This is a genomic window from Bradyrhizobium sp. HKCCYLRH2015 (assembly GCF_051168215.1).
GTDB lineage: Bacteria > Pseudomonadota > Alphaproteobacteria > Rhizobiales > Xanthobacteraceae > Bradyrhizobium.
In genome coordinates, this window is sequence record NZ_JBNPUO010000003.1 from 648,860 (window position 1) to 668,411 (window position 19,552).

The following is a 19,552-nucleotide window of genomic DNA, read 5'->3' on the forward strand; positions in this document are numbered from 1 at the left end:
CAGTCGCCGCGTGCACCTCGGCCCGTCGTTCCGCGCGAGCCGCGCGACAGCGAGGGCGCGAACGCGAACCCGCGCTTCCGACGCGGCGACGTCTGTCCGACCGGATTTGCGGACGATGCGCGCGGTCTGCATCGCCGTCGAGGGCGGGCTGGCCCATCTCGCGCAAAAAAGAAAGGCCCCGCAGGGGACGGGGCCTCGAGGCAATGCATGCCTGACGGGTGGGGTGACCGGGGAGTCTCACGCGGCGGGATGAGGTCAGGTCGCCGACGCGTGCGCCATCCCCGGTCGGTTCGGCATGCGGCTGGTGATGGTCTTGTTATCGTTATCGGTGTCCGCGCCGCCCGGCGTAACCCGAGCGGCGGCGCGGAGCGGTCTTACTGTTCGAGCGCGGCCAGCGCGGCGTTGCCGATCTGCTGCGCCTCGGCCCAGGCGGCCTGGGTGGCCTGCTGGGCGGCGGTGTAGCCGGCCTGGATCTGCTGCTGAGCCGTGGCTCGCAGCGCCTGCTCCTGCTGCTCGCCGGTCTCGCGGGCCTGGGTCAGGGCCTGGTTGTCGGCGTTCAGCGTCGCGTTGGCCTGGTTGAAGGCGTTGGCGGTGGTCTGCGCCTTGGCCTGGGCGGCCGCCAGCGCAGCCTGGTTGGCCGCATTGTTGGCGCGCTCGAGGACCTCGGCGGCCTCCTGTGCGTCCTGCTTGGCCTGTTGCGCAGCCTGGCGCGCCTGCTCCAGGGCCTGCCGGTCGGCGTTCACCTTCTGCTCGGCCGCTTCGACGGTCGCATCGATCGTGCCGATCTTCTGGTTCAGCGCAGCCTCGACCGTCTTCTGGTTCTGGGTCGCGGCCGCCTGCGCGGCCTGGGTCTTCTGCTGGGCCACCGCGCGTGCCTGCTCGCCGGTCTTCAACGCCGCCTGCAGCGCAGCCTGCTCGGCGGCTTCCTGGGCCGCCTGGTTCTGCTGGTTGTTGTTATTGTTGTTGTTGCCGCCGTTGCCGGCCGCCGCTCCGCCATTGTTGGCATTGCCGCCATTGTTGGCGTTGCCGGCCGCCTGGCCGGCCTGCTGGGCCGCCTTGCCGGCGGCCTCGGCCGTCTCGCGCGCGGTGTCCTTGGCGGCGTTGGCGGCTTCCTTGGCCTCGTTGGAGACGTCGATGTCCTTGTCGAGCTTCTGGAACGCGGCCTGCAGCGCGGCCGAGGCCGCGCTTAGCTTCGCGGCGTTCGCGGTCGCCGCGGCCTGGTTGGCGGCTGTCGGGTTCTTTTCAGCCTGTTCCTGCGCCTCGATCGCGGCGCCCTTCGCGTTCTGCTCGGCCTGACGGGCGACGTCGATCGCCTTGCGGTCGGCAGCGACCTGCGCCTCGGCGGCGGCCGCGGTCTGCGCCGCGGCTGCTGCGGCGGCATTGGCCTTGGCGACGGCATCGCTGCTGCTCGACGCTGCGGCGGCCGCCTTGGCCGGGGTCGCTGCGGCTGCCGGCGCCGCGGTGGCCTTGGCGAGCGCGACGGTGGTCGTGGCCGCCGCGGCCGGCTTGGCGGCGGTGGTGGTCGTGCTCGTGGTGGTCGCGGCGGCGGTCTTGGCCGTGCCGGTCGTCGTCGTTGCCGCGGTGGCGGCAGCAGCGGGCTTGGCAGCGGTGCTGGCGGCGGCGACAGGCTTGGCGGCCGTGCTGGTCGTCGCAGCCGAAGTGGTGGTGGCAGCAACCGGCTTGGCGGTGGTGCTGGTCGTCATGGCCGCGGCCGTCGTCGTTGCAGCCGCAGTCTTGGCGGCACTGCTCGCCGCGGTCGCCGCAGCGGCGGTCGCAGCCGTGGAGGCAGCCGTGGAGGCAGCCTTGGCGGCGGCGCTGGCCGCGGCCTTCGCAGCGGCGTTGGCTGCAGCCTTCGCAGCCGCGTCGGTCGCCGCCTTCGCAGCAGCCTGCTGCGCGGCCTTGGCGGCCGCTTGCTGCGCGGCCTTGGCGGCCGCTTGCTGCGCGGCCTTCGCGGCGGCAGCAGCCGCGGCCTTGGCAGCGGCATCCTGGGCAGCCTTGGCGGCTGCCTGGGCCGCGGCCTTTGCCGCCGCATCCTGCGCCGCCTTCGCGGCGGCGTTGGTGGTGGCCGACGTGGCAAGGGCGGTGGTCATCGCCTGCGCATGGGCCTGATGCGGCAGCGCCGTCACCGCCAGAGCGGACATCAGGGCCAGCACGCTGACATGGCGATAGAGATCGGTCCTCGACGCCGCGGTTTGAAGATTCTTCTTATCCGCCATCAGCTCAACTCCCTTGGTACGCTGGATTGGATGATGGAACCTTTTGAAAATGATTTTGGCTTGCAGAATGGTCGGACCTTGCAAGCAGCAAGGCGTCTGCCTGCGAGCTGACGGCAGGATTTCGCGATGTTTGCGGCAAGCCGGCCGCGGCGAGATGGCGCGGGGGAGCAGAAAGCTTTGGAAACAATCGGTTGCGCTCGACACCGCCGGTTGCACGGTTGCGGCGGGCCGATGAGCATTTCGCGGCGAGCCATGCTGCCGCCATTGAAGATGCGACGCATTGTCGCATACGGCGCAGTTGACAGAACGTCCGCTGTACGAACGCGGGCTCAGCTTTTCTGGGCGTAGAGCAGCGGCACCGCGGCGTCGACCATCACCTCGATGAGGCTGGTGCCGGCATGGGAGAGGCCTCGCGCCAGCGCACCTTCGAGCTCGGCGGCATGGCTCACGCGCATCGCGTCGCAGCCCATGCCCTCGGCGAGCTTGACGAAATCGAGGCCGGGCAGCTCGAGCCCGGGCACGTTGCGCACCTGCATGACCTGGCTGAACGAGCGCATCGCGCCATAGCCGGAATTGTTGATGACCACGACCGTCAGCGGCAGCCGGCGCTGCGCTGATGTCCACAGCGCCTGCAGCGAATACATCGCCGAGCCGTCGCCGATCAGGCACACCGTGCGGCCGGTGCTACGGCCCAGCGCCATGCCGACCGCCGCCGGCAGGCTGTAGCCGAGCCCGCCGCTCGCCATCGTGTAGAACGAATCCGCGCCCGGCATCGGCATGTACTTGTGCATCACCGGCCGGTGCGAGGGGATCTCCTCGACCACGGCGCTGCCCGCCGGAAGCGCCTGCGCCAGCGTGTGCAGGAGATAGTCGACCGGGATCGGATCGGCTGGCTTCGGCGCGGCCGGCAGTACGCGGCCCTTCGGCGCCGCGCGCCCGGTCTCCGGCAGCAGCTCCAGCAGCAGCGACAATGCCGGACGCATCGTCGCGATGATGCTGGTGCCGATCGGCGGCACGGCCGCGCCCTCGGCATCGTCGGTGATCTGATAGAGCGTGGCGGCGCCGTCGAAAATCGCGGCATGGCCTTCGACATGGAAGGTGAAGACCGGCGCGCCGATCACGACGACGAGGTCGTGCGGCTTCAGGGCGTCGGACAATTGACCGGGCGAGGCGTGCAGGAAGCCCTGGAATTGCGGATGGCGCTCGGGGAACGAGCAGCGCGCCGAGAACGGGCTGACCCAGACCGCGGCCCTGGCCTTCTCGGCGACCGCAACCATCAGGTCGACGCAGCCGGCGCGATCGATGCCGGGGCCGACCACGAGCGCGGGATTCCTCGCGGCGGCGAGCGCGCCCACCAGCTCGTCCATCGCGGCGCGATCGGGGCCGAGCTCGCGGCTGACCTTGCGTGCGGCGATCGGCTGCGCCGGATGCATCCAGTCGTCGATCGGGATCGAGACGAAGGTCGGCCCGCAGGGCGGCTGCATCGCCGTGTAGTAGGCGCGCGCGATCGCGCCCGGCACGTCCTCGGGCCGCGCCGGCTCGACGCTGTATTTGACGTAGGGGCGCGGAAACTCCGAGGGACGCTCAGCATAGAGAAACGCCTGCAGCGGCAGGATCGAGCGCGCCTGCTGGCCGGCCGTGATGACGAGCGGCGTCTGGTTGCGGTGCGCGGTGTAGATGTTGCCGAGCGCGTTGCCGACGCCGGCCGCCGAATGCAGATTGACGAAGCCGGCATTGCGCGTCGCCTGCGCGTAGCCGTCGGCCATGCCGACGACGGAGGCCTCCTGCAGGCCGAGCACGTAGTCGATGTCCTCGGGCCAGTCGCTGAGGAACGGCAGCTCGGTCGAGCCGGGATTGCCGAACACCTTTTTGATGCCGAAGGCGCGGAGCAGCGCGAAGGTGGCCTGCTTGACGGTCACGGGCTTGGTTGTTGTTTTGGTTGTTCTTGCCAAAGGCGTTTCCTCGAATTGCCGTCATTGCGAGGAGCGAAGCGACGAAGCAATCCAGAGTCCCGGGTGCGGCCCTGGGTTGCTTCGCTTCGCTCGCAATGACGATAGCCTATCTCACCACGTCGCGGTGCCCTTCATGGTCGGCTGCCCCTCGGCGTTGGCCGTCCACAGCTCGAGGCCGCCATCTTTGTCGTTGGCGTTGACCGAGAACTCGCTGCCTTCGAACAACGGCTGCACGCCGCGGTAGGTGAACCTGGCCGGCGGCTTGCCCTTGAGCCTGGCGGCGAACTCGACCAGCAGCGCGGCCTGCAGCGGGCCGTGAAAGATCAGCCCCGGATAACCCTCGACCCTGGTGACGTAGTCGCGGTCGTAGTGGATGCGGTGGCCGTTGAAGGTCAGCGCGGAATAGCGAAACAGCAGCACCGCATCGGACACGCGCGTCTCGCTGTGCTGCGCGACCGGCGGAGGCGGCGGCGCTTTTGCCGGCGCAGCCTGCGCGCCGCCCATGTCGCGATAGACAATGTCCTGGCGCTCACGGATCGCGACACCGCGCGGCGTCGATACGACATGCTCCACCGACACGAAGCAGAGCTGGCCGGTCGAGCCGCTCTTCAGGGTGACGTCGGTGATCGTCGAAACACGCGTCGCGACATCGCCGACGCGCAGGGGATCGATGAACTGCACCTCGCCGCCGGCCCACATCCGCCGTGGCAGCGGCACCGGCGGCAGGAAGCCGCCGCGCGTCGGATGGCCGTCGGGGCCGAGCTGATCGTGCGGAAACACCGGTTGGCCCAAACACCAGTGCACTGTGTAGGGCGCGATGTCGCCGGTCGTCGGTTCGCCGATGTCCAGAAAAAGCGTCGCGCGCAGGCCCTTGGTGAGCTGCGGGGTGACGAGGTCGGTCGCCTCGGCGCTGCGGCCGATCCATTGCCGGAGGTGATCGAGATCGAGCGTGTCCGTCATGATCATCCCTTTCGCTGATGGGGCGAGGCGGCCTCGCCGATCGCGGGCACGGCGCCGTAACGCCTGTCGTCGCCGACCACGATCGCCGCCGGTGCGGGATAGCTGACGACGCCGTTTGGCGTGTCGACCTCGATCCGCCGCAGATGCGGGTGGACCGCGAGATCCGACATGCTGTTGACCTCGGCAAAGGCGATGTCGGCGCTCGCGAGCTTGCCCAGCAGCTCATCGCGCGACAGCGCCGCGAAGCGCTCGGCGACGATGCCGTCGGTCAGCGCACGATTGCGCACGCGCGCGACCATGTTGGCGAAGCGCGGATCGTCGGGCAGGGCAGGCTGGTCCAGCACCTTGGCACACAGCGTCTTCCACTCGCGCTCGCTCTGGATCGAGATCAGGATGTCCTTGCCGTCCTTCGAGGTGAACACGCCATAGGGCGCGATCGAGGGATGGGCGAGGCCGATGCGCTTCGGCGCATTGCCGGCTTCCGCGTTGAGCAGCGGCACCGTGAGCCAGTCGGCCATCACGTCGAACATCGAGATCCTGATATCGGCGCCGTCGCCGGTGCGGCCGCGCTTGATCAGCGCCTCCAGGATCGCGGCATGCGCCGTCGCGCCGGTGGCGACGTCGACGATCGACATGCCGACGCGCGACGGACCATCCGGCCCGCCGGTGATCGAGGCGAGCCCGCTCTCGGCCTGGATCAGCAGGTCATAGGCCTTGCGGTCGGCGTAGGGACCGGTGTCGCCGTAACCGGTGATGGTGCAGCAGATCAGCTTCGGATAGTCCTTGCGCAGCCGCTCGCGGGCGAAGCCCATTCTGTCCATCGAGCCGGGCTTGAGGTTCTGCAGCAGCACGTCGGCGCCGGCGATCAGCTTCTCGAGCTCGGCGCGGCCTTCCGGCTTGGCGAGATCGACGACGCGCGAATCCTTGCCGCGGTTGAGCCAGACGAAGTAGCTGCTCTGCCCCTTGGCGGCGCCGTCATAGCCACGGGCGAAATCGCCCTCGGGCCGCTCGATCTTGATGACATGAGCGCCGGCATCGGCCAGCCGCGACGAGCAGAACGGCGCGGCCACCGCCTGCTCGACGGCGACGACAGTGATTCCCTCAAGCGGCAGCATCGCAGACCTCAATACGACCGGGGCATGCCGAGCACGTGCTCGGCGACGTAGGAGAGGATGAGGTTGGTCGAGATCGGCGCCACCTGATACAGCCGCGTTTCGCGGAACTTGCGTTCGACGTCGTATTCCTCGGCGAAGCCGAAGCCGCCATGGGTCTGGATGCAGGCATTGGCCGCCTCGAACGAGGCGTCGGCCGCGAGCATCTTGGCCATGTTGGCTTCGGCGCCGCAATCCTGCCCGGCCTCGTATTTGCGGGTGGCTTCCTTGACCATCAGCTCGGCGGCCCGCATCGACGCATAGGCCTTGGCGATCGGGAACTGGATGCCTTGATTCTGGCCGATCGGACGGCCGAACACGACGCGCTCCTTGGCATAGGCGGTGGCCTTGGCGATGAACCATTTGGCATCCCCGACGCATTCGGCCGCGATCAGGATGCGCTCGGCATTCATGCCGGAGAGGATGTAGCGAAAGCCCTTGCCTTCCTCGCCGATCAGGTTCTCCGCCGGCACGCGCATGTCGGTGAAGAAGACTTCCGTGGTGGCGTGGTTCATCATCGTCCGGATCGGGCGGATGGTGAGCCCGGCCTTCTTGGCCTCGCGCATGTCGACGATGAAGACGGAGAGACCCTCGGTGCGCTTCTGCACCTGGTCCTTTGGCGTGGTGCGCGCGAGCAGGATCATCAGGTCGGAATATTCGGCGCGGCTGGTCCAGATCTTCTGGCCGTTGACGATGTAGCTGTCGCCGTCACGCTTCGCGACCGTCTTCAGCGAGGTCGTGTCGGTGCCCGAGGTCGGCTCGGTGACACCGAACGCCTGCAGCCGCAACTCACCGCTGGCGACCTTGGGCAGCCATTTGGACTTCTGCTCGGCCGAGCCGTGCCGCAGCACCGTGCCCATCGTGTACATCTGGGCATGACAGCCGCCGCCATTGCAGCCGGCGCGCTGGATCTCCTCGAGGATCGCCGCCGCCGCCGACAGCTTCAATCCGGCGCCGCCATACTCCTCGGGGATCAGCACGGAGAGATAGCCGGCCTGCGTCAGCGCATCGACGAAGGCGGAAGGATAGGCCATCTCGCGATCGAGCTTGCGCCAGTATTCGCCGGGGAACTGCGCGCACAGCTTGGCCACTGCGTCGCGGATGTCGGCGTAATCGTCGTGCTGATGCTGGTCTGTCATGTGTTGCTCCGCGGGCCGCCGTGACGCGGCCTGGGCTCTCTCCCTGGACTTGTTCCTGATAGCCTATGACCAAGCGGGTCACGCTTGGCAAGCTTGGAATGCCAGCGTTGCAGCCGAGCAGCCTTGCCGGAGCGACAGAGCAGGCGGCCTGCGGCTGCGTTCTAGCTGACGGGAAATCCGAGATGACCGCGGAAACGGTTCTTGAGGAAGACACCGTCGCGTGCGGGCAGCGCGCGGTCGACGTGATCGGTCGAGATCGCGACGCGGGCGAAATGCGGCCCGGACAGATCTTGCAGCTTCGGCCGAAAGGCATCGAGCGCCGCGCTGTCCTCGATGGTGCTGACCGAGGGAAAGCCGGCTCCGGTCGCGATCAGCTCGAGATTTGCGCCGAGCCCGGAATGGCTCATCTGCATCCCGGTCTCGCCGAAATGGGCGTTGTCGAGCACGACGATCGCAAGATTGCGCGGCCTCTTCGCAGCCAATGTCGCGAGGCTGCCGAGCCCCATCAACTGCTCGCCGTCACCGGTGATGACGACGACCGGGCGCGATGGCTGCGCCAGGGCGAGACCCAGGCCGACCATGGCTGCGCCGCCCATCGCGCCCCACAGATAGAAGTTCGCATCATGGTCGCCGGCGGCGAACACGTCGTAGGACGATGAACCGAGGCCGCTGACGACCAGCAGGTCGCCGCGGTCCTGCAGCAGCGCCTTGACGGCGGTGCGGCGGTCGAGCGGTGCTCTCATCACTTCACCTCCGTCCACTTCTTGGCGCCGATCATGCGCTGGGAGATCAGCACCGCGATCGGCTGATCGCTGTCATAGGCAAGCTTGGCGGCGGCGGCCGCCATCTCGCCGGCGTCCTCGGGATGCTCGAGCCGGAACACGGTGACGCCCATGATCTCGAAGGCGGCCTGCGTGGCCTTTCCCATCGGCACCTGCCACGGATTGAACTCGGCCCATTCGCCGCGCATCGTCACGAAAGTGAGGAACGGGAAGCGGCAGCTCTGAAGCAGCGAGAGCATGTTGACGCAATTGCCGACGCCGCTCGATTGCATCAGCAGCACCGCGCGCTGGCCGCCGAGCCAGGCGCCGGCGGACAGCGCGACGCCTTCCTCTTCGGTGGTCAGGACCGTGGTGGCGATTGCGGGATCGTCATGCGCAAGGCCGATCAGACGGGAATGGCCGGCGTCCGGGACGTAGCAGAGTTGCCGGACGTCGGCGGCCTTCAGCGCCTCGTAGATGGCAAGCGGCCAGTCGGGGCCTGTTGTCGGCGGGTCGGATACTGCCATGACGACTTTCGGTAAATGAGCACCCGCAAAGGGTGCGAGGAATGATCTGGTCAAAGCACGCGTTGCGCCTCATCACATGAGGTCATCATGTCTCCCCGTGATTTTATGGGCAACCCCACGCTTGTGCTTGCGATCGTGCTGGCTATTGTTCCCGTGTTTGATCTCACATGACATCTCAAGGGAATGATTTGATGAAACTGCTTGGTTTTTTCCTGGTATCGACCGCGCTCTTCGCTTCCAGCGTTGCAAACGCCAGAGAGCGCAACGACAGTCCTCACTCTCAAGCCTGCATGGCAAAGAACGGCTTCTCCCTCGACATGTGGCGTGCCCATCGTGCCGGGACCGACGCGCAGGTTCTGAAATACATCATGTGTCGCGATCGGGTATCGAAGGCCCAAGCGCTCGAGATTGGGCGGGCTGACGGCAATTTCAGTCGCGGCTTCTAACTCGAATCGCGCCGCCGGGTTGCGACGACGGGCGATCGAACAGGTGGGAGGCCTCAGGCGTGGCCCTCACCCCGGAATCCTCACAGGAAGCGACTCGTAACCTCGCACGAAGCTGGAATAGACCCGCTTCGGCTCGCCCACGACCTCGATTCGGTCGAAGCGCTTGAGGATCTCCTGCCAGACGATGCGCAGCTGCAGCTCGGCCAGCCGCATGCCGACGCAGCGGTGAATGCCGAAGCCGAACGAGAGATGAATGCGCGGCCGCTTGCGGTCGATGATGAAGGCGTCGGGGTTCTCGATCACCTCCTCGTCGCGATTGCCCGAGACGTACCACATCACGACGCGATCACCCTTCCTGATGGTCTTCCCGCCGAGCTCGGTATCGACCAGCGCCGTGCGCCGCATATGGGCGAGCGGCGTCTGCCAGCGGATCACCTCGGGCACCATGGTCTCGATCAGCGCCGGATTGTCACGCAGCTTCTGATACTCGGCCGGGTTCTCGTTCAGCGCCAGCACCGAGGCGGTCATCGTATTGCGGGTGGTGTCGTTGCCGCCGACGATGAGCAGGATCAGATTGCCCATCAGATTGTCCGGCGTCATGTGGCGCGTCGCCTCGCTATGCGCCATCATCGAGATCAGGTCGCGGCCGGGCTCGGCCTGGCGTTGCTTCCACATCCGGCCGAAGGTCTCGGCGCATTCGGCGAGCTCGCGGCGGCGCTCCTCCTCCGACGAGACGATGCCGCTCTTGGGCAGCGCGGTCGAGACATCCGACCAGCGCGTCAGCTTGCGGCGCTCCTCGAACGGGAAGTCGAACAGGGTCGCCAGCATCTGCGTCGTCAGCTCGATCGAGACCTTCTCGACCCAGTTGAAGGTCTCGTTGCGCGGCAACGAATCCAGCACCTTCGCCGAGCGCTGCCGGATCAGCACCGCCATCTCGTCGAGATGCTCCGGCGTGAACATCGGCTGCACCGTCTTGCGCTGCTCGCCATGGCGAGGCTCGTCCATCGCGATGAAGCTCGGCCATTCGTAGCCGGGCGGCACGTCGCGGATCATGATCCCGCCATTGCTGACGTCCGAGGAGAAGAGCGCGTGGTTGGTGTCGACATGCATGATGTCGTGATAGCGCGTCACCGACCAATAGGGCTCGATCGGCGCCTTGGTGCAGTAGTGCACCGGCGCCTCCTTGCGCAGCCGCTCGAACCACGGCCAGATCGTGTCGCTCTGGAACAGCCTGGGCGCGCCGGGATGGAAGTCCTCGATCGGGGTGGAATAGGCCTCGAGGCGCGCGTCGCGCAGCAGATCGGCCTTGTCGGAACGTAGCGCGGCCTGGACGGTCATGAGGTGGTCCTTTTGTTCAAATAATCATTGCGCCCGTTGTGGATCGGCAGGCGCGGTGCTCATGAATGCGCCCTCTCCCCTTGTGGGAGAGGACATGTAGGAAAGTCCTGCGAACTCGGTTGGGTGAGGGGTATGCCTCCACGAGGGTGGTTTGCTGAGAGATACCCCTCACCCAACCGAGTGCGCGGATGGGCCGGAGATGCCCTCTCCCACCCTGGCGAAGCTTCGCTTCGCCTTAGGGGAGAGGGCACTGTATCGCACAGCTACTGGACCGTTCGAGCCGGCGCCAATTGGATTCGCCTTCAAACACAACTTAAGCCGCAATCGTGACCGGCAATGTCTCATATCCCTTCACGAAGCTGGAATAGACGCGCTTGGGCTCGTCCATCACGTCGATATGATCAAATCGCTTCAGGATCTCCTCCCAGATGATCTTGAGTTGCAGCTCGGCCAGTCGCAGGCCGACGCAGCGGTGGATGCCGAAGCCGAACGACAGATGCTGTCGCGGACGGGCGCGGTCGATGATGAAGTCGTAGGGGCGCTCGATAGCGGCCTCGTCGCGGTTGCCCGAGACGTACCACATCACCACCTTGTCGCCCTTCCTGATCTGCTTGCCGCGGAACTCGATGTCCTCCAGCGCGGTGCGGCGCATGTGGGCGAGCGGGGTCTGCCAGCGGATGACCTCGGGCACGAAGCTGTCGATCAGCGCAGGGTTGTCCTTGAGCTTGCGGTACTGATCAGGGTTCTGACTGAGCGCATAGATGCTGCCGGACATGGTGTTGCGCGTGGTGTCGTTGCCGCCGACGATCAGCAGCACGAGGTTGCCGAGGAAGTTCTTCGGGTCCATGTTCCGCGTCGCCTCGCTGTGGGCCATCATCGACAGCAGGTCGCTCTTCGGCGGCTGGCTGGCGCGCTCCTGCCAGAGCCGACCGAAATAGCGCGCGCAGTCCATCAGCTCCGCCTGCCGCTCGTCCTCGGTCGCCACCAGCCCGTCGGGGCCGGGAATCGTGGTGGCGATATCCGACCAGCGCGTCAGCTTGCGGCGGTCTTCCCAGGGGAAGTCGAACAGCACCGCCAGCATCTGCGTGGTCAGCTCGATCGAGACGCGATCGACCCAGTCGAATACCTCGCCGACAGGCAAATTGTCCAAACATTCGGCGGAGCGCTTGCGGATGTTGATCGCGAGCTCGTCGAGATGCGTCGGCGTGAACATCGGCGCCACGGTCTTGCGCTGCGCGGCGTGGCGCGGCGGGTCCATCGCGATGAAGCTCTCGCGGCGGAGATCCGGATCGACGTCGCGAATGGTGATGCCGCCGAGCGCGGACGCCGAGGAGAACACCGCGTGATTGGTCTCGATCTCCATGATGTCGTCGTAGCGGGTGATCGACCAGTAGGGGCCGAACATCGATTCCTTGCAGTAGTGCACCGGATCCTCACGGCGCAGCCGGTCGAAATACGGCCAGTGCGTGTCGGTGCGGAATAACTCCGGATGACCGGGGTCGAATTCGGCGAGCGGCAGCGATGCGGCGCGGCCGGCGGCAGCGTCGATGACGCGCTCGCCCTTCGCGGCGTGACGATGTGCCTCGGCCGTCGTGCTGGTCCCGTGCATGGACGTCTCCCTGATGGCCGGATTCGCGCTGTCCGGCGATGCTTGGCGCGATTACATCCTGCCCGGGAGCGCGGGGCAAGCGCCGAGTTTGACGGGGGCTGACCCGTCAAGTCTTGCGTCGCAAGGCTGGTGTTCGGCCGGACGTCGGGCGTGACAAGCGCCACGCCACGGAATATGGCTTTGAGCCATTGTTGCAAAGCAGAAGACTAGCAGGAGGCCGCCCCATGATCGCCAACGCGCAGCGCATGTTCAATTTCGATCTCGGCGAGACCGCGGACGCGATCCGCGAGACGGTGGCGAGCTTTTCGCAGGAGCAGATCGCGCCGCGCGCCGCCGAGATCGACCGCTCCAACCAGTTTCCACGCGACCTCTGGCCGCGGATCGGCGAGCTCGGCCTGCACGGCATCACGGTCGAGGAGGAGTATGGCGGCGCGGGCCTCGGCTATCTCGAGCACTGCATCGCCATGGAGGAGATCTCGCGCGCCTCGGCCTCGGTCGGCCTGTCCTACGGCGCCCACTCCAATCTCTGCGTCAACCAGATCCGCCGGAACGGCAACGAGGCGCAGAAGCGCAAATATCTGCCCAAGCTGATCTCGGGCGAGCATGTCGGCTCGCTGGCGATGTCCGAGCCGCAGGCCGGCTCCGACGTGGTGTCGATGAAGACGCGCGCCGAAAAGAAAGGCGACCGCTTCGTCCTCAACGGCAACAAGATGTGGATCACCAACGGTCCGGTCGCGGAGACGCTCGTGGTCTATGCCAAGACCGATCCGCAAGGCGGCCCGCGCGGCATCACCGCGTTCATCATCGAGAAGGGCATGAAGGGGTTCTCGACCGCGCAGAAGCTCGACAAGCTCGGCATGCGCGGCTCCGACACCTGCGAGCTGGTGTTCGAGGATTGCGAGGTGCCGGAGGAGAACGTGCTGGGGCAGGTCGGCCGCGGCGTCAACGTGCTGATGTCGGGCCTCGACTACGAGCGCGCGGTGCTCGCGGCGGGTCCGCTCGGCATCATGCAGGCCTGCATGGACGCGGTGCTGCCCTATGTGCACGAGCGCAAGCAGTTCGGCCAGCCGATCGGCACCTTCCAGCTCGTCCAGGGCAAGGTGGCCGACATGTATACGACGATGAACGCCGCGCGCGCCTATGTCTATGCGGTGGCCAAGGCCTGCGATCGGGGCGAGACGACACGCGAGGACGCCGCGGGCGCCATTCTGTTCGCCGCCGAAAAGGCGACGCAATGTGCGCTGGACGCGATCCAGCTGCTCGGCGGCAACGGCTACATCAACGACTATGCGACCGGGAGGCTGTTGCGCGATGCCAAGCTCTACGAGATCGGCGCCGGCACCAGCGAGATCCGCCGCATGCTGATCGGGCGGGAATTGTTCGAGAAGACGTCCTGAGGCGCCGACCTAACGGTTGGCGTATGCGGGACATGCGTTCGCCAACCGGCCAGTTGCAGATATTTTAATCATCCCCACCCAGGCCGGTGTTTTTTTCCGGCCGACTTAAGTAGAAAATGCGTCGAACCTCGGAGTCGTCCCGGCGACGAACCATCGAGGCATATTGTAGATCTTTTTGCGTGTGTCGGAGGCCTGAGCCGTGAACCAGATGAGTTACGTTCCGGAGCAGCCGCCGCCGCTTCCGCCTCTCACCGCTACCTTCTCGGGGGCGCGTGGCGAGTTCTTCCGGCTGGTCAGCCGCGGGGCGGCCATCGAACTGATCACACTGGGCTTCTACCGCTTCTGGCTCGCGACCGACATCCGCCGGCATCTCTGGGTCAACACGGCTGTCGACGGTGATGCCGCCGAATATACCGGGCGCGGCAAGGAGCTCCTGATCGGCTTCCTGTTCGCGATGGCGATCCTCGTCCCGATCTATCTCGCCTATTTCCTCATCGGCGTCGAGGCCGAGCGCTACCAGGGCTTCGCCAGCGTGCCGCTGGTGATCGCCTTCTACGCGTTCGGCCAGTTCGCCATCTTCCGCGCGCGCCGCTACCGGCTGACGCGCACGGTCTGGCGCGGCATCCGGTTCTGGATGACGGGTTCGGGCTGGGCCTATGCCGGCCGCGCGATGCTGTGGACCTTGTTGGCGGTGGTCACGCTGGGGCTGGCCTGGCCGTGGCGCGCCGCCGCGCTCGAGCGCTACAAGATGCGGCACTCGCATTACGGCGATGTCAGCGGCGATTTCGAGGGACGCGGCTGGGAGTTCTTCAAGCGCGCCTGGTATCTGTGGCTGGTCGCGCCGTTTGCACTGCTGCTGTTTCCGCTGTTTCCATTCGTCTATGCGCAGTTCAAAGCGATCGAGTGGCGCTGGTGGCTGTCGGGCATTCGCTTCGGCGGCGTGCGGCTGGAATCGGACCTGCCGAACAATGCCTTCTACGGTCTCTACTGGAAGGTGATCGGCTGGTGGTTCCTGCTGTCGATCGCCTCCGGCGCCTATTTCAGCGGCGTCGCCGCGCTGATGATCAAGCTGCTGGGGCCGGGAAGCGACGGCCTGCCTCAGGTGCAGGCGCTGTCCGACAATGTGCCGATGCTGGTGCTGGTCGGATTGGGCTACATCGCCTGGATCCTGGCGCTCAACGTCGTGATGCGGCTCTATCTGGTGCGCGACATGTGGGCGAAGGTGCTGCAGTCGGTTCACGTGCATGGCATCGAGGCCATGGCCAATGTCGCTGCCAAGGGCGATTTGGCCAGCGCGCTCGGCGAAGGGTTTGCCGATGGACTCGACGTCGCCGGATTCTGATCCCGGGCCGGCGGGCGCTGCTGCGCCAGCCAACGCCACGCCGGTCGAGCCGGCTGCTCCGCTCGGCGGCCCCGCGGTCTATTTCGACGGACTATCCAACCGGCGGCAGACGGTCACGATCGGCCTCGCCAATCAGCTGGTGATGCGCAGCGCCGACAATTTCGTCTCCTGGCCCTATGAGGACATCCGCCGTGTCGATGCGCCGAGCGGCACGCTGCGCGTGAGCTGCCTGTCGGCGTCGCCACTGGCGCGGCTGGAGATCCGCGACGCGGCGCTGTCGGCCGAACTGATCGCGCGTTGCGGCCACATCGACCAGAACAGGATGACCCGCGGCGCCATCGCGCGCATCGTCGGCTGGTCGCTGGCGGCCGCGGCCTCCATCGTCGCCGTCGTGCTGGTGGTGATTCCGTTCGCCTCCGACCGCCTGACGCCGCTGGTGCCGCCGACCATGGAGCGGCATCTCGGCGAGGCCGCCGTGGTGCAGATCCAGACCGTGTTCGGCGACAAGCTCTGCACCGAGGCGGCCGGGCAGGCCGCCTTCGCCAAGCTGGTGACGGCGCTGCGCCGCCCCGCCGGCCTCGACGACGGCATCGCGTCGCAGGTGCTGGACACGCCGATCCCCAACGCCTTCGCGCTGCCGGGCGGGCGGTTCTTCCTGTTCAGGGGGCTGCTCGACAAGGCCAACGACCCCGACGAGGTCGCCGGCGTGCTGGCGCATGAGCTCGGCCACCTCAAGCATCGCGACAACCTGCGGCAGCTGATCCACAATGGCGGCAGCTCGTTCCTGATCGGCCTGCTGTTCGGCGACGTCACCGGTGCGGGCGCGGCGGTCTTCGCCTCGCGGGCCATGATCAACGCGTCCTATTCGCGCGAGGCGGAGGCGGCCGCGGACGGCTTCGCGATCGAGGTGATGCACAAGCTCGGACGGCCGACGCGGCCGATGGGCGAATTGCTGTTCCGCATCACCGGCAAGGAGGACGGCAAGCGCCCGTCGCTGTGGGCCAGCCATCCGCTCAGCGAGGACCGTCTCGCCCGCATGCGCGCCGAAGACCGGCCGCCGAGCGGCCCGCCGCTGCTGAGCGCGGAAGAATGGCGGGCGTTGAAGGGGATTTGCAAGTAGCGGAGTTGCCGCCGCCGCTACTGAGTTGCCGGGTCCGTTTCGGCAAAACCGGTGTCGTCCCGGCGAACGCCGGGATCCATAACCACCGAGTTTGATTGTTGGAAGAAGGTCTCGCCCAGCGTGCTTCATCGCAGGGCCGCGGCGTATGGGTCCCGGCGTTCGCCGGGACGACACCAGAGTTTGACGCGCGATAGGAACCTCAACTAAGGGCCAAGACCCCCCGCGAACTCAACCCCTCTCACTCCGCCAGATTGTTGGTCTTCCTCACCCAGGCCCGCACATCCGTCAGCACGTCCGGCAGCACGGCCTTGACCTCGGCGAGCGTCATGCCGGCCTTGACGCGCGGGTCGTACAGCATGTTGAGGATGTACTGGTCGTAGACGTCGAAATAGCCCATCGAGACGTTGTCGTTGAACATCGTCCAGGGCACGCTCGCGGTGTCGTTGATGGGCCCGAGCGACTGCAGCAGCTCCTCATAGGCGCAATCGAGAAAGACGAAGTCGCCGTTGTCGACGGTGAGGATGACGTCGGAACGCTCGATCTCGAACGCCTCGTTCTTGCGGAAGCCGGACAGGCATTGCGGATCCAGCGAGGTCTTGATCTCGCGCGCGCGCTCGCTGCCATAGGCCTGGCTGATGGTGTGGTAGAGGTCGCGGTCGCGCACCAGCTTGACGCGGACATTGGCGTCGCCGTCGGTCTCGGTCATCGCGATGTCGAGGTTGCGGATGCGGGCGGCGATGTCGCTGACGACCTTGGCGAGCTGCGCCTTGCGGTCGGCGCGGCGGCCGTCGGCGAACACCCGCACCGGCGCGCTGTACTTGCGGATGCGGTCGACCCGGCCCGCCAGGTGATACTCGGCGCCGAACGCGGTCTTGAAGAAGCCGTCGGTGATCTCGGCGTCGGTGAAGCTCTTCTTCTCGACGCGCTGGCGGGCGGCGATCGCCGGGATCTCGGCGGCGGACGCCGGCAGCGGCATGGTCACGAGCGCAGCCAGCGCGGCCACCACCGCGCTCCGCACGGGGCGCCAGGAGTGGGGCCGCTCCTGGCGAGGATGCGCGCTGGGACCTTGCTTCATCGTCGCGGTCGCGTGCGGCGCTCAGTTCTTGACGATCACGGTGGTGCCGACCGAAACGCGGTCGTAGAGGTCGGCGACGTCGTCATTGGTCATGCGGAAGCAGCCCGACGATACCGCCTGGCCGATCGTCTCGGGCTCGTTCGAGCCGTGGATTCGGTACAGCGTGGAGCCGAGATACATCGCGCGCGCGCCGAGCGGGTTCTCGATGCCGCCGGCCATGTGGCGCGGCAGGTCGGGCCGGCGCCGCAGCATCTGCGACGGCGGGGTCCAGGACGGCCATTCCTTCTTGGCGGTGATGCGGTGCACGCCGCTCCAGCGGAACCCGTCGCGGCCGACGCCGATGCCGTAGCGCAGCGCCTGGCCGCCGGGCAGGACCAGATAGAGCCGGCGCTCGCTGGTGTTCACGATGATGGTGCCCGGCGCATACTGGCTCTGGAACATCACGGTCTCGCGCGGGATCGGGCTGACGGCGCCCTGGTAGAAGTTCGGCCCGCCGCCGAAGATGTCCCTGGTGTCGAACATTTCCGCCCGCGCCATCCCGGCGCTTGCCACCGACGCCACCGCAGCAATTCCCAAAGCCAAACAGCGCTTCATTTCCATCCCCTGGCAAACATCAAATTCCGTTCGCAGACAGGCCATAAACGGTTGCACTTCGCAACCCACGGCGGCGTGAGGCCGGTATGTGGCGACGGTCCGTGACCCAAATCCCACGGAAAATCGCCCGCGTCCTGGACCAACATCCTGTTAGCCAAGCCCGCGCATGAGCACCGTGGCGATGGCAGCAATGCGGCCAGCCCCTTTGACGCCGCGGGCGAACAATGATTGATCTGCCCAGCATTGCAAATGGCGCGCGGAATCAGCAGGAGAATAGGATGAACGGTGCGGAAAGCCTGGTGCGGACCCTGGTCGCGGGGGGCGTTGACGTCTGCTTTACCAATCCGGGCACGTCCGAGATGCACTTCGTCGCCGCGCTCGACCGTGTCGAGGGCATGCGCTGCGTGCTCGGCCTGTTCGAGGGCGTGGTCACCGGCGCCGCCGACGGCTATTTCCGCATGAAGGGCACGCCGGCCTCGACGCTTCTCCATCTCGGCCCCGGGCTCGCCAACGGCCTTGCCAATTTGCACAACGCCAAGAAGGCCCGCTCGGGCATCGTCAACATCGTCGGCCAGCACGCCACCTACCACATCGGCTTCAACGCGCCGCTGACCTCGGACATCGAGGGCCTGGCGCGGCCGATGTCGGACTGGGTGCGGACCTCGCCGAGCGCCAAGGCCGTGGCCGCCGACGGCGCCGCGGCGATCGCCGCCGCCAAGAGCGCGCCGCCGCAGATCGCGACCCTGATCCTGCCCGCCGACACCGCCTGGAACGAGGCCGACGGCATCGCCCAGGTTCCGGCGGAGACGCAGCGCCCGAGCTACTCGGCCGATGCGGTCGAGAAGGCCGCCAAGATCCTGCATGCCCACGGTCCCGAGACCCTGGTGCTGATGACCGCGGGCGCGCTGACCGAGCAGGCGCTGACCTTCGCTCAGCAGATCGCCGGCAAGACCGGCTGCCGCGTGATGGGCCAGACCTATCACCCGCGCATGGCGCGCGGCGCCGGCCGGTTCTCGATCGACCGCATTCCCTACGTGATCGAGCAGGCGCTGCCGATCCTGAAGAACTACAAGCACATCGTGCTGGTCGAGGCCAACGACCCCGTCGCCTTCTTCGCCTATCCGAACAAGCCGAGCATGCTGAAGGCCGAGGGCACCGAGGTCCACCGCATGACGGCGTGGGGCGAGAACTCGGCCGCCGCGCTCGAGGCGCTCGCCGGCCATCTCGGCGCCAAGGCCGCGGACGTCAAGCCGCAGCCGCTCGCCGAGCTGATCAAGCCCACCGGGGCGCTCAACCACGCCACCATCGCGCAGGCGATCGCCTATGCGATTCCGGAGAACGCGATCGTGGTCGACGAATCCATCACCACGGGTCGCGGCTTCTTCCCGCCGACGGCGGCCGCCAAGCCGCATGACTGGCTGCAGAACATGGGCGGCTCGATCGGCTTCTCGACCCCCGTGGCGACCGGCGCCGCGGTGGCCTGCCCGGATCGCAAGGTGATGTGCCTCGTCGGCGACGGCAGCGCCATGTACACGATCCAGTCGCTGTGGACCCAGGCGCGCGAGAACCTCAACGTCGTCACGGTGGTGTTCGCCAACAGGATCTATCAGATCCTGCGCGGCGAGTTCGACGGCGTCGGCGCCGGAGAGCCCGGCCAGCGCGCCCAGGACATGCTCAAGATCGACCGCCCGACGCTCGACTTCGTCGCCATGGCCAAGGGCATGGGCGTCCCCGGCCGCGCCGTGACCTCGGCCGACGAGTTCAATGCCGCGCTGGCCGAGGCCAATGCCGAATACGGTCCGCGCCTGATCGAAGTGCAGATGTAGGTTCCTCCGCCCGCAACCCGGCGGCCGCAAATCGGCCGCCGGTTGATGGCAGCGTCATGTCAGCATTTATGTGGTTGGCGACTCAGCACGATCGCGTGT

16 protein-coding genes are annotated in these 19,552 nt (G+C 67.0%); 5 read left to right on the top strand and 11 right to left on the bottom strand.

The features are described from left to right. Window positions 1–374 precede the first annotated feature (374 nt). The 7 genes from ACQR1H_RS10935 to ACQR1H_RS10965 form a co-directional block, all read right to left on the bottom strand. Window positions 375–2,216, bottom strand: coding sequence for a hypothetical protein (locus tag ACQR1H_RS10935; protein ID WP_434907539.1), 1,842 nt, complete (start codon window positions 2,214–2,216; stop codon window positions 375–377). A 329-nt stretch (window positions 2,217–2,545) separates the two neighbouring features. Then, window positions 2,546–4,168 (bottom strand): benzoylformate decarboxylase, encoded by a 1,623-nt coding sequence (gene mdlC, locus ACQR1H_RS10940; protein WP_434907540.1) that lies wholly within the window; start codon window positions 4,166–4,168, stop codon window positions 2,546–2,548. A gap of 111 nt (window positions 4,169–4,279) precedes the next feature. Next, a complete protein-coding gene (locus ACQR1H_RS10945; RefSeq protein ID WP_434846154.1) occupies window positions 4,280–5,128 on the bottom strand; it encodes an FAS1-like dehydratase domain-containing protein in 849 nt (282 codons plus the stop codon). A gap of 2 nt (window positions 5,129–5,130) precedes the next feature. Beyond that, window positions 5,131–6,243, bottom strand: coding sequence for a CaiB/BaiF CoA transferase family protein (locus ACQR1H_RS10950; protein ID WP_434907541.1), 1,113 nt, complete (start codon window positions 6,241–6,243; stop codon window positions 5,131–5,133). A gap of 8 nt (window positions 6,244–6,251) precedes the next feature. Then, a complete protein-coding gene (locus tag ACQR1H_RS10955) occupies window positions 6,252–7,418 on the bottom strand; it encodes an acyl-CoA dehydrogenase family protein (protein ID WP_316238091.1) in 1,167 nt (388 codons plus the stop codon). 161 nt (window positions 7,419–7,579) lie between these two features. Further along, window positions 7,580–8,161 carry a thiamine pyrophosphate-dependent enzyme gene (locus ACQR1H_RS10960; protein WP_434907542.1) on the bottom strand — a complete coding sequence of 194 codons (582 nt, stop codon included), beginning with the start codon at window positions 8,159–8,161 and terminating at the stop codon, window positions 7,580–7,582. Further along, window positions 8,161–8,706, bottom strand: a complete 546-nt coding sequence (locus ACQR1H_RS10965) for a phosphonopyruvate decarboxylase (protein WP_434873308.1) — start codon at window positions 8,704–8,706, stop codon at window positions 8,161–8,163. Before ACQR1H_RS10965 ends, ACQR1H_RS10960 begins: the two co-directional genes overlap by 1 nt. A gap of 191 nt (window positions 8,707–8,897) precedes the next feature. Here ACQR1H_RS10965 and ACQR1H_RS10970 point away from each other — a divergent pair, with 191 nt between their 5' ends. Continuing rightward, the gene (locus ACQR1H_RS10970) at window positions 8,898–9,152 is read left to right on the top strand and encodes a hypothetical protein (protein ID WP_316238088.1); all 255 of its coding nucleotides are present in this window, start codon (window positions 8,898–8,900) and stop codon (window positions 9,150–9,152) included. Between the two features lie 66 nt (window positions 9,153–9,218). On the opposite strand, the gene ACQR1H_RS10975 is transcribed toward ACQR1H_RS10970, so the two are convergent. Continuing rightward, entirely contained in the window at window positions 9,219–10,490 is a 1,272-nt protein-coding gene (locus tag ACQR1H_RS10975; protein ID WP_434886719.1) for a cytochrome P450, read from the bottom strand. A gap of 313 nt (window positions 10,491–10,803) precedes the next feature. Further along, window positions 10,804–12,099, bottom strand: coding sequence for a cytochrome P450 (locus ACQR1H_RS10980; RefSeq protein WP_316216574.1), 1,296 nt, complete (start codon window positions 12,097–12,099; stop codon window positions 10,804–10,806). 224 nt (window positions 12,100–12,323) lie between these two features. Here ACQR1H_RS10980 and ACQR1H_RS10985 point away from each other — a divergent pair, with 224 nt between their 5' ends. The 3 genes from ACQR1H_RS10985 (at window position 12,324) to ACQR1H_RS10995 (ending at window position 15,958) form a co-directional block, all read left to right on the top strand. Beyond that, window positions 12,324–13,496 carry an isovaleryl-CoA dehydrogenase gene (locus ACQR1H_RS10985; protein ID WP_315803196.1) on the top strand — a complete coding sequence of 391 codons (1,173 nt, stop codon included), beginning with the start codon at window positions 12,324–12,326 and terminating at the stop codon, window positions 13,494–13,496. 208 nt (window positions 13,497–13,704) lie between these two features. After that, the gene (locus ACQR1H_RS10990) at window positions 13,705–14,838 is read left to right on the top strand and encodes a DUF898 family protein (protein WP_434898607.1); all 1,134 of its coding nucleotides are present in this window, start codon (window positions 13,705–13,707) and stop codon (window positions 14,836–14,838) included. Continuing rightward, window positions 14,813–15,958, top strand: coding sequence for a M48 family metallopeptidase (locus ACQR1H_RS10995; RefSeq protein ID WP_315803197.1), 1,146 nt, complete (start codon window positions 14,813–14,815; stop codon window positions 15,956–15,958). The genes ACQR1H_RS10990 and ACQR1H_RS10995 overlap by 26 nt, the downstream gene beginning before the upstream one ends. A 238-nt stretch (window positions 15,959–16,196) precedes the next feature. On the opposite strand, the gene ACQR1H_RS11000 is transcribed toward ACQR1H_RS10995, so the two are convergent. After that, the gene (locus ACQR1H_RS11000; protein ID WP_316177662.1) at window positions 16,197–16,934 is read right to left on the bottom strand and encodes a DUF2927 domain-containing protein; all 738 of its coding nucleotides are present in this window, start codon (window positions 16,932–16,934) and stop codon (window positions 16,197–16,199) included. A gap of 120 nt (window positions 16,935–17,054) precedes the next feature. Further along, window positions 17,055–17,627: a L,D-transpeptidase gene (locus ACQR1H_RS11005; protein WP_434883545.1), complete on the bottom strand. Its 573-nt coding sequence runs from the start codon at window positions 17,625–17,627 to the stop codon at window positions 17,055–17,057. 278 nt (window positions 17,628–17,905) lie between these two features. Here ACQR1H_RS11005 and ACQR1H_RS11010 point away from each other — a divergent pair, with 278 nt between their 5' ends. Next, window positions 17,906–19,453, top strand: a complete 1,548-nt coding sequence (locus tag ACQR1H_RS11010; RefSeq protein ID WP_316177445.1) for an acetolactate synthase large subunit — start codon at window positions 17,906–17,908, stop codon at window positions 19,451–19,453. Window positions 19,454–19,552: the final 99 nt, after the last annotated feature.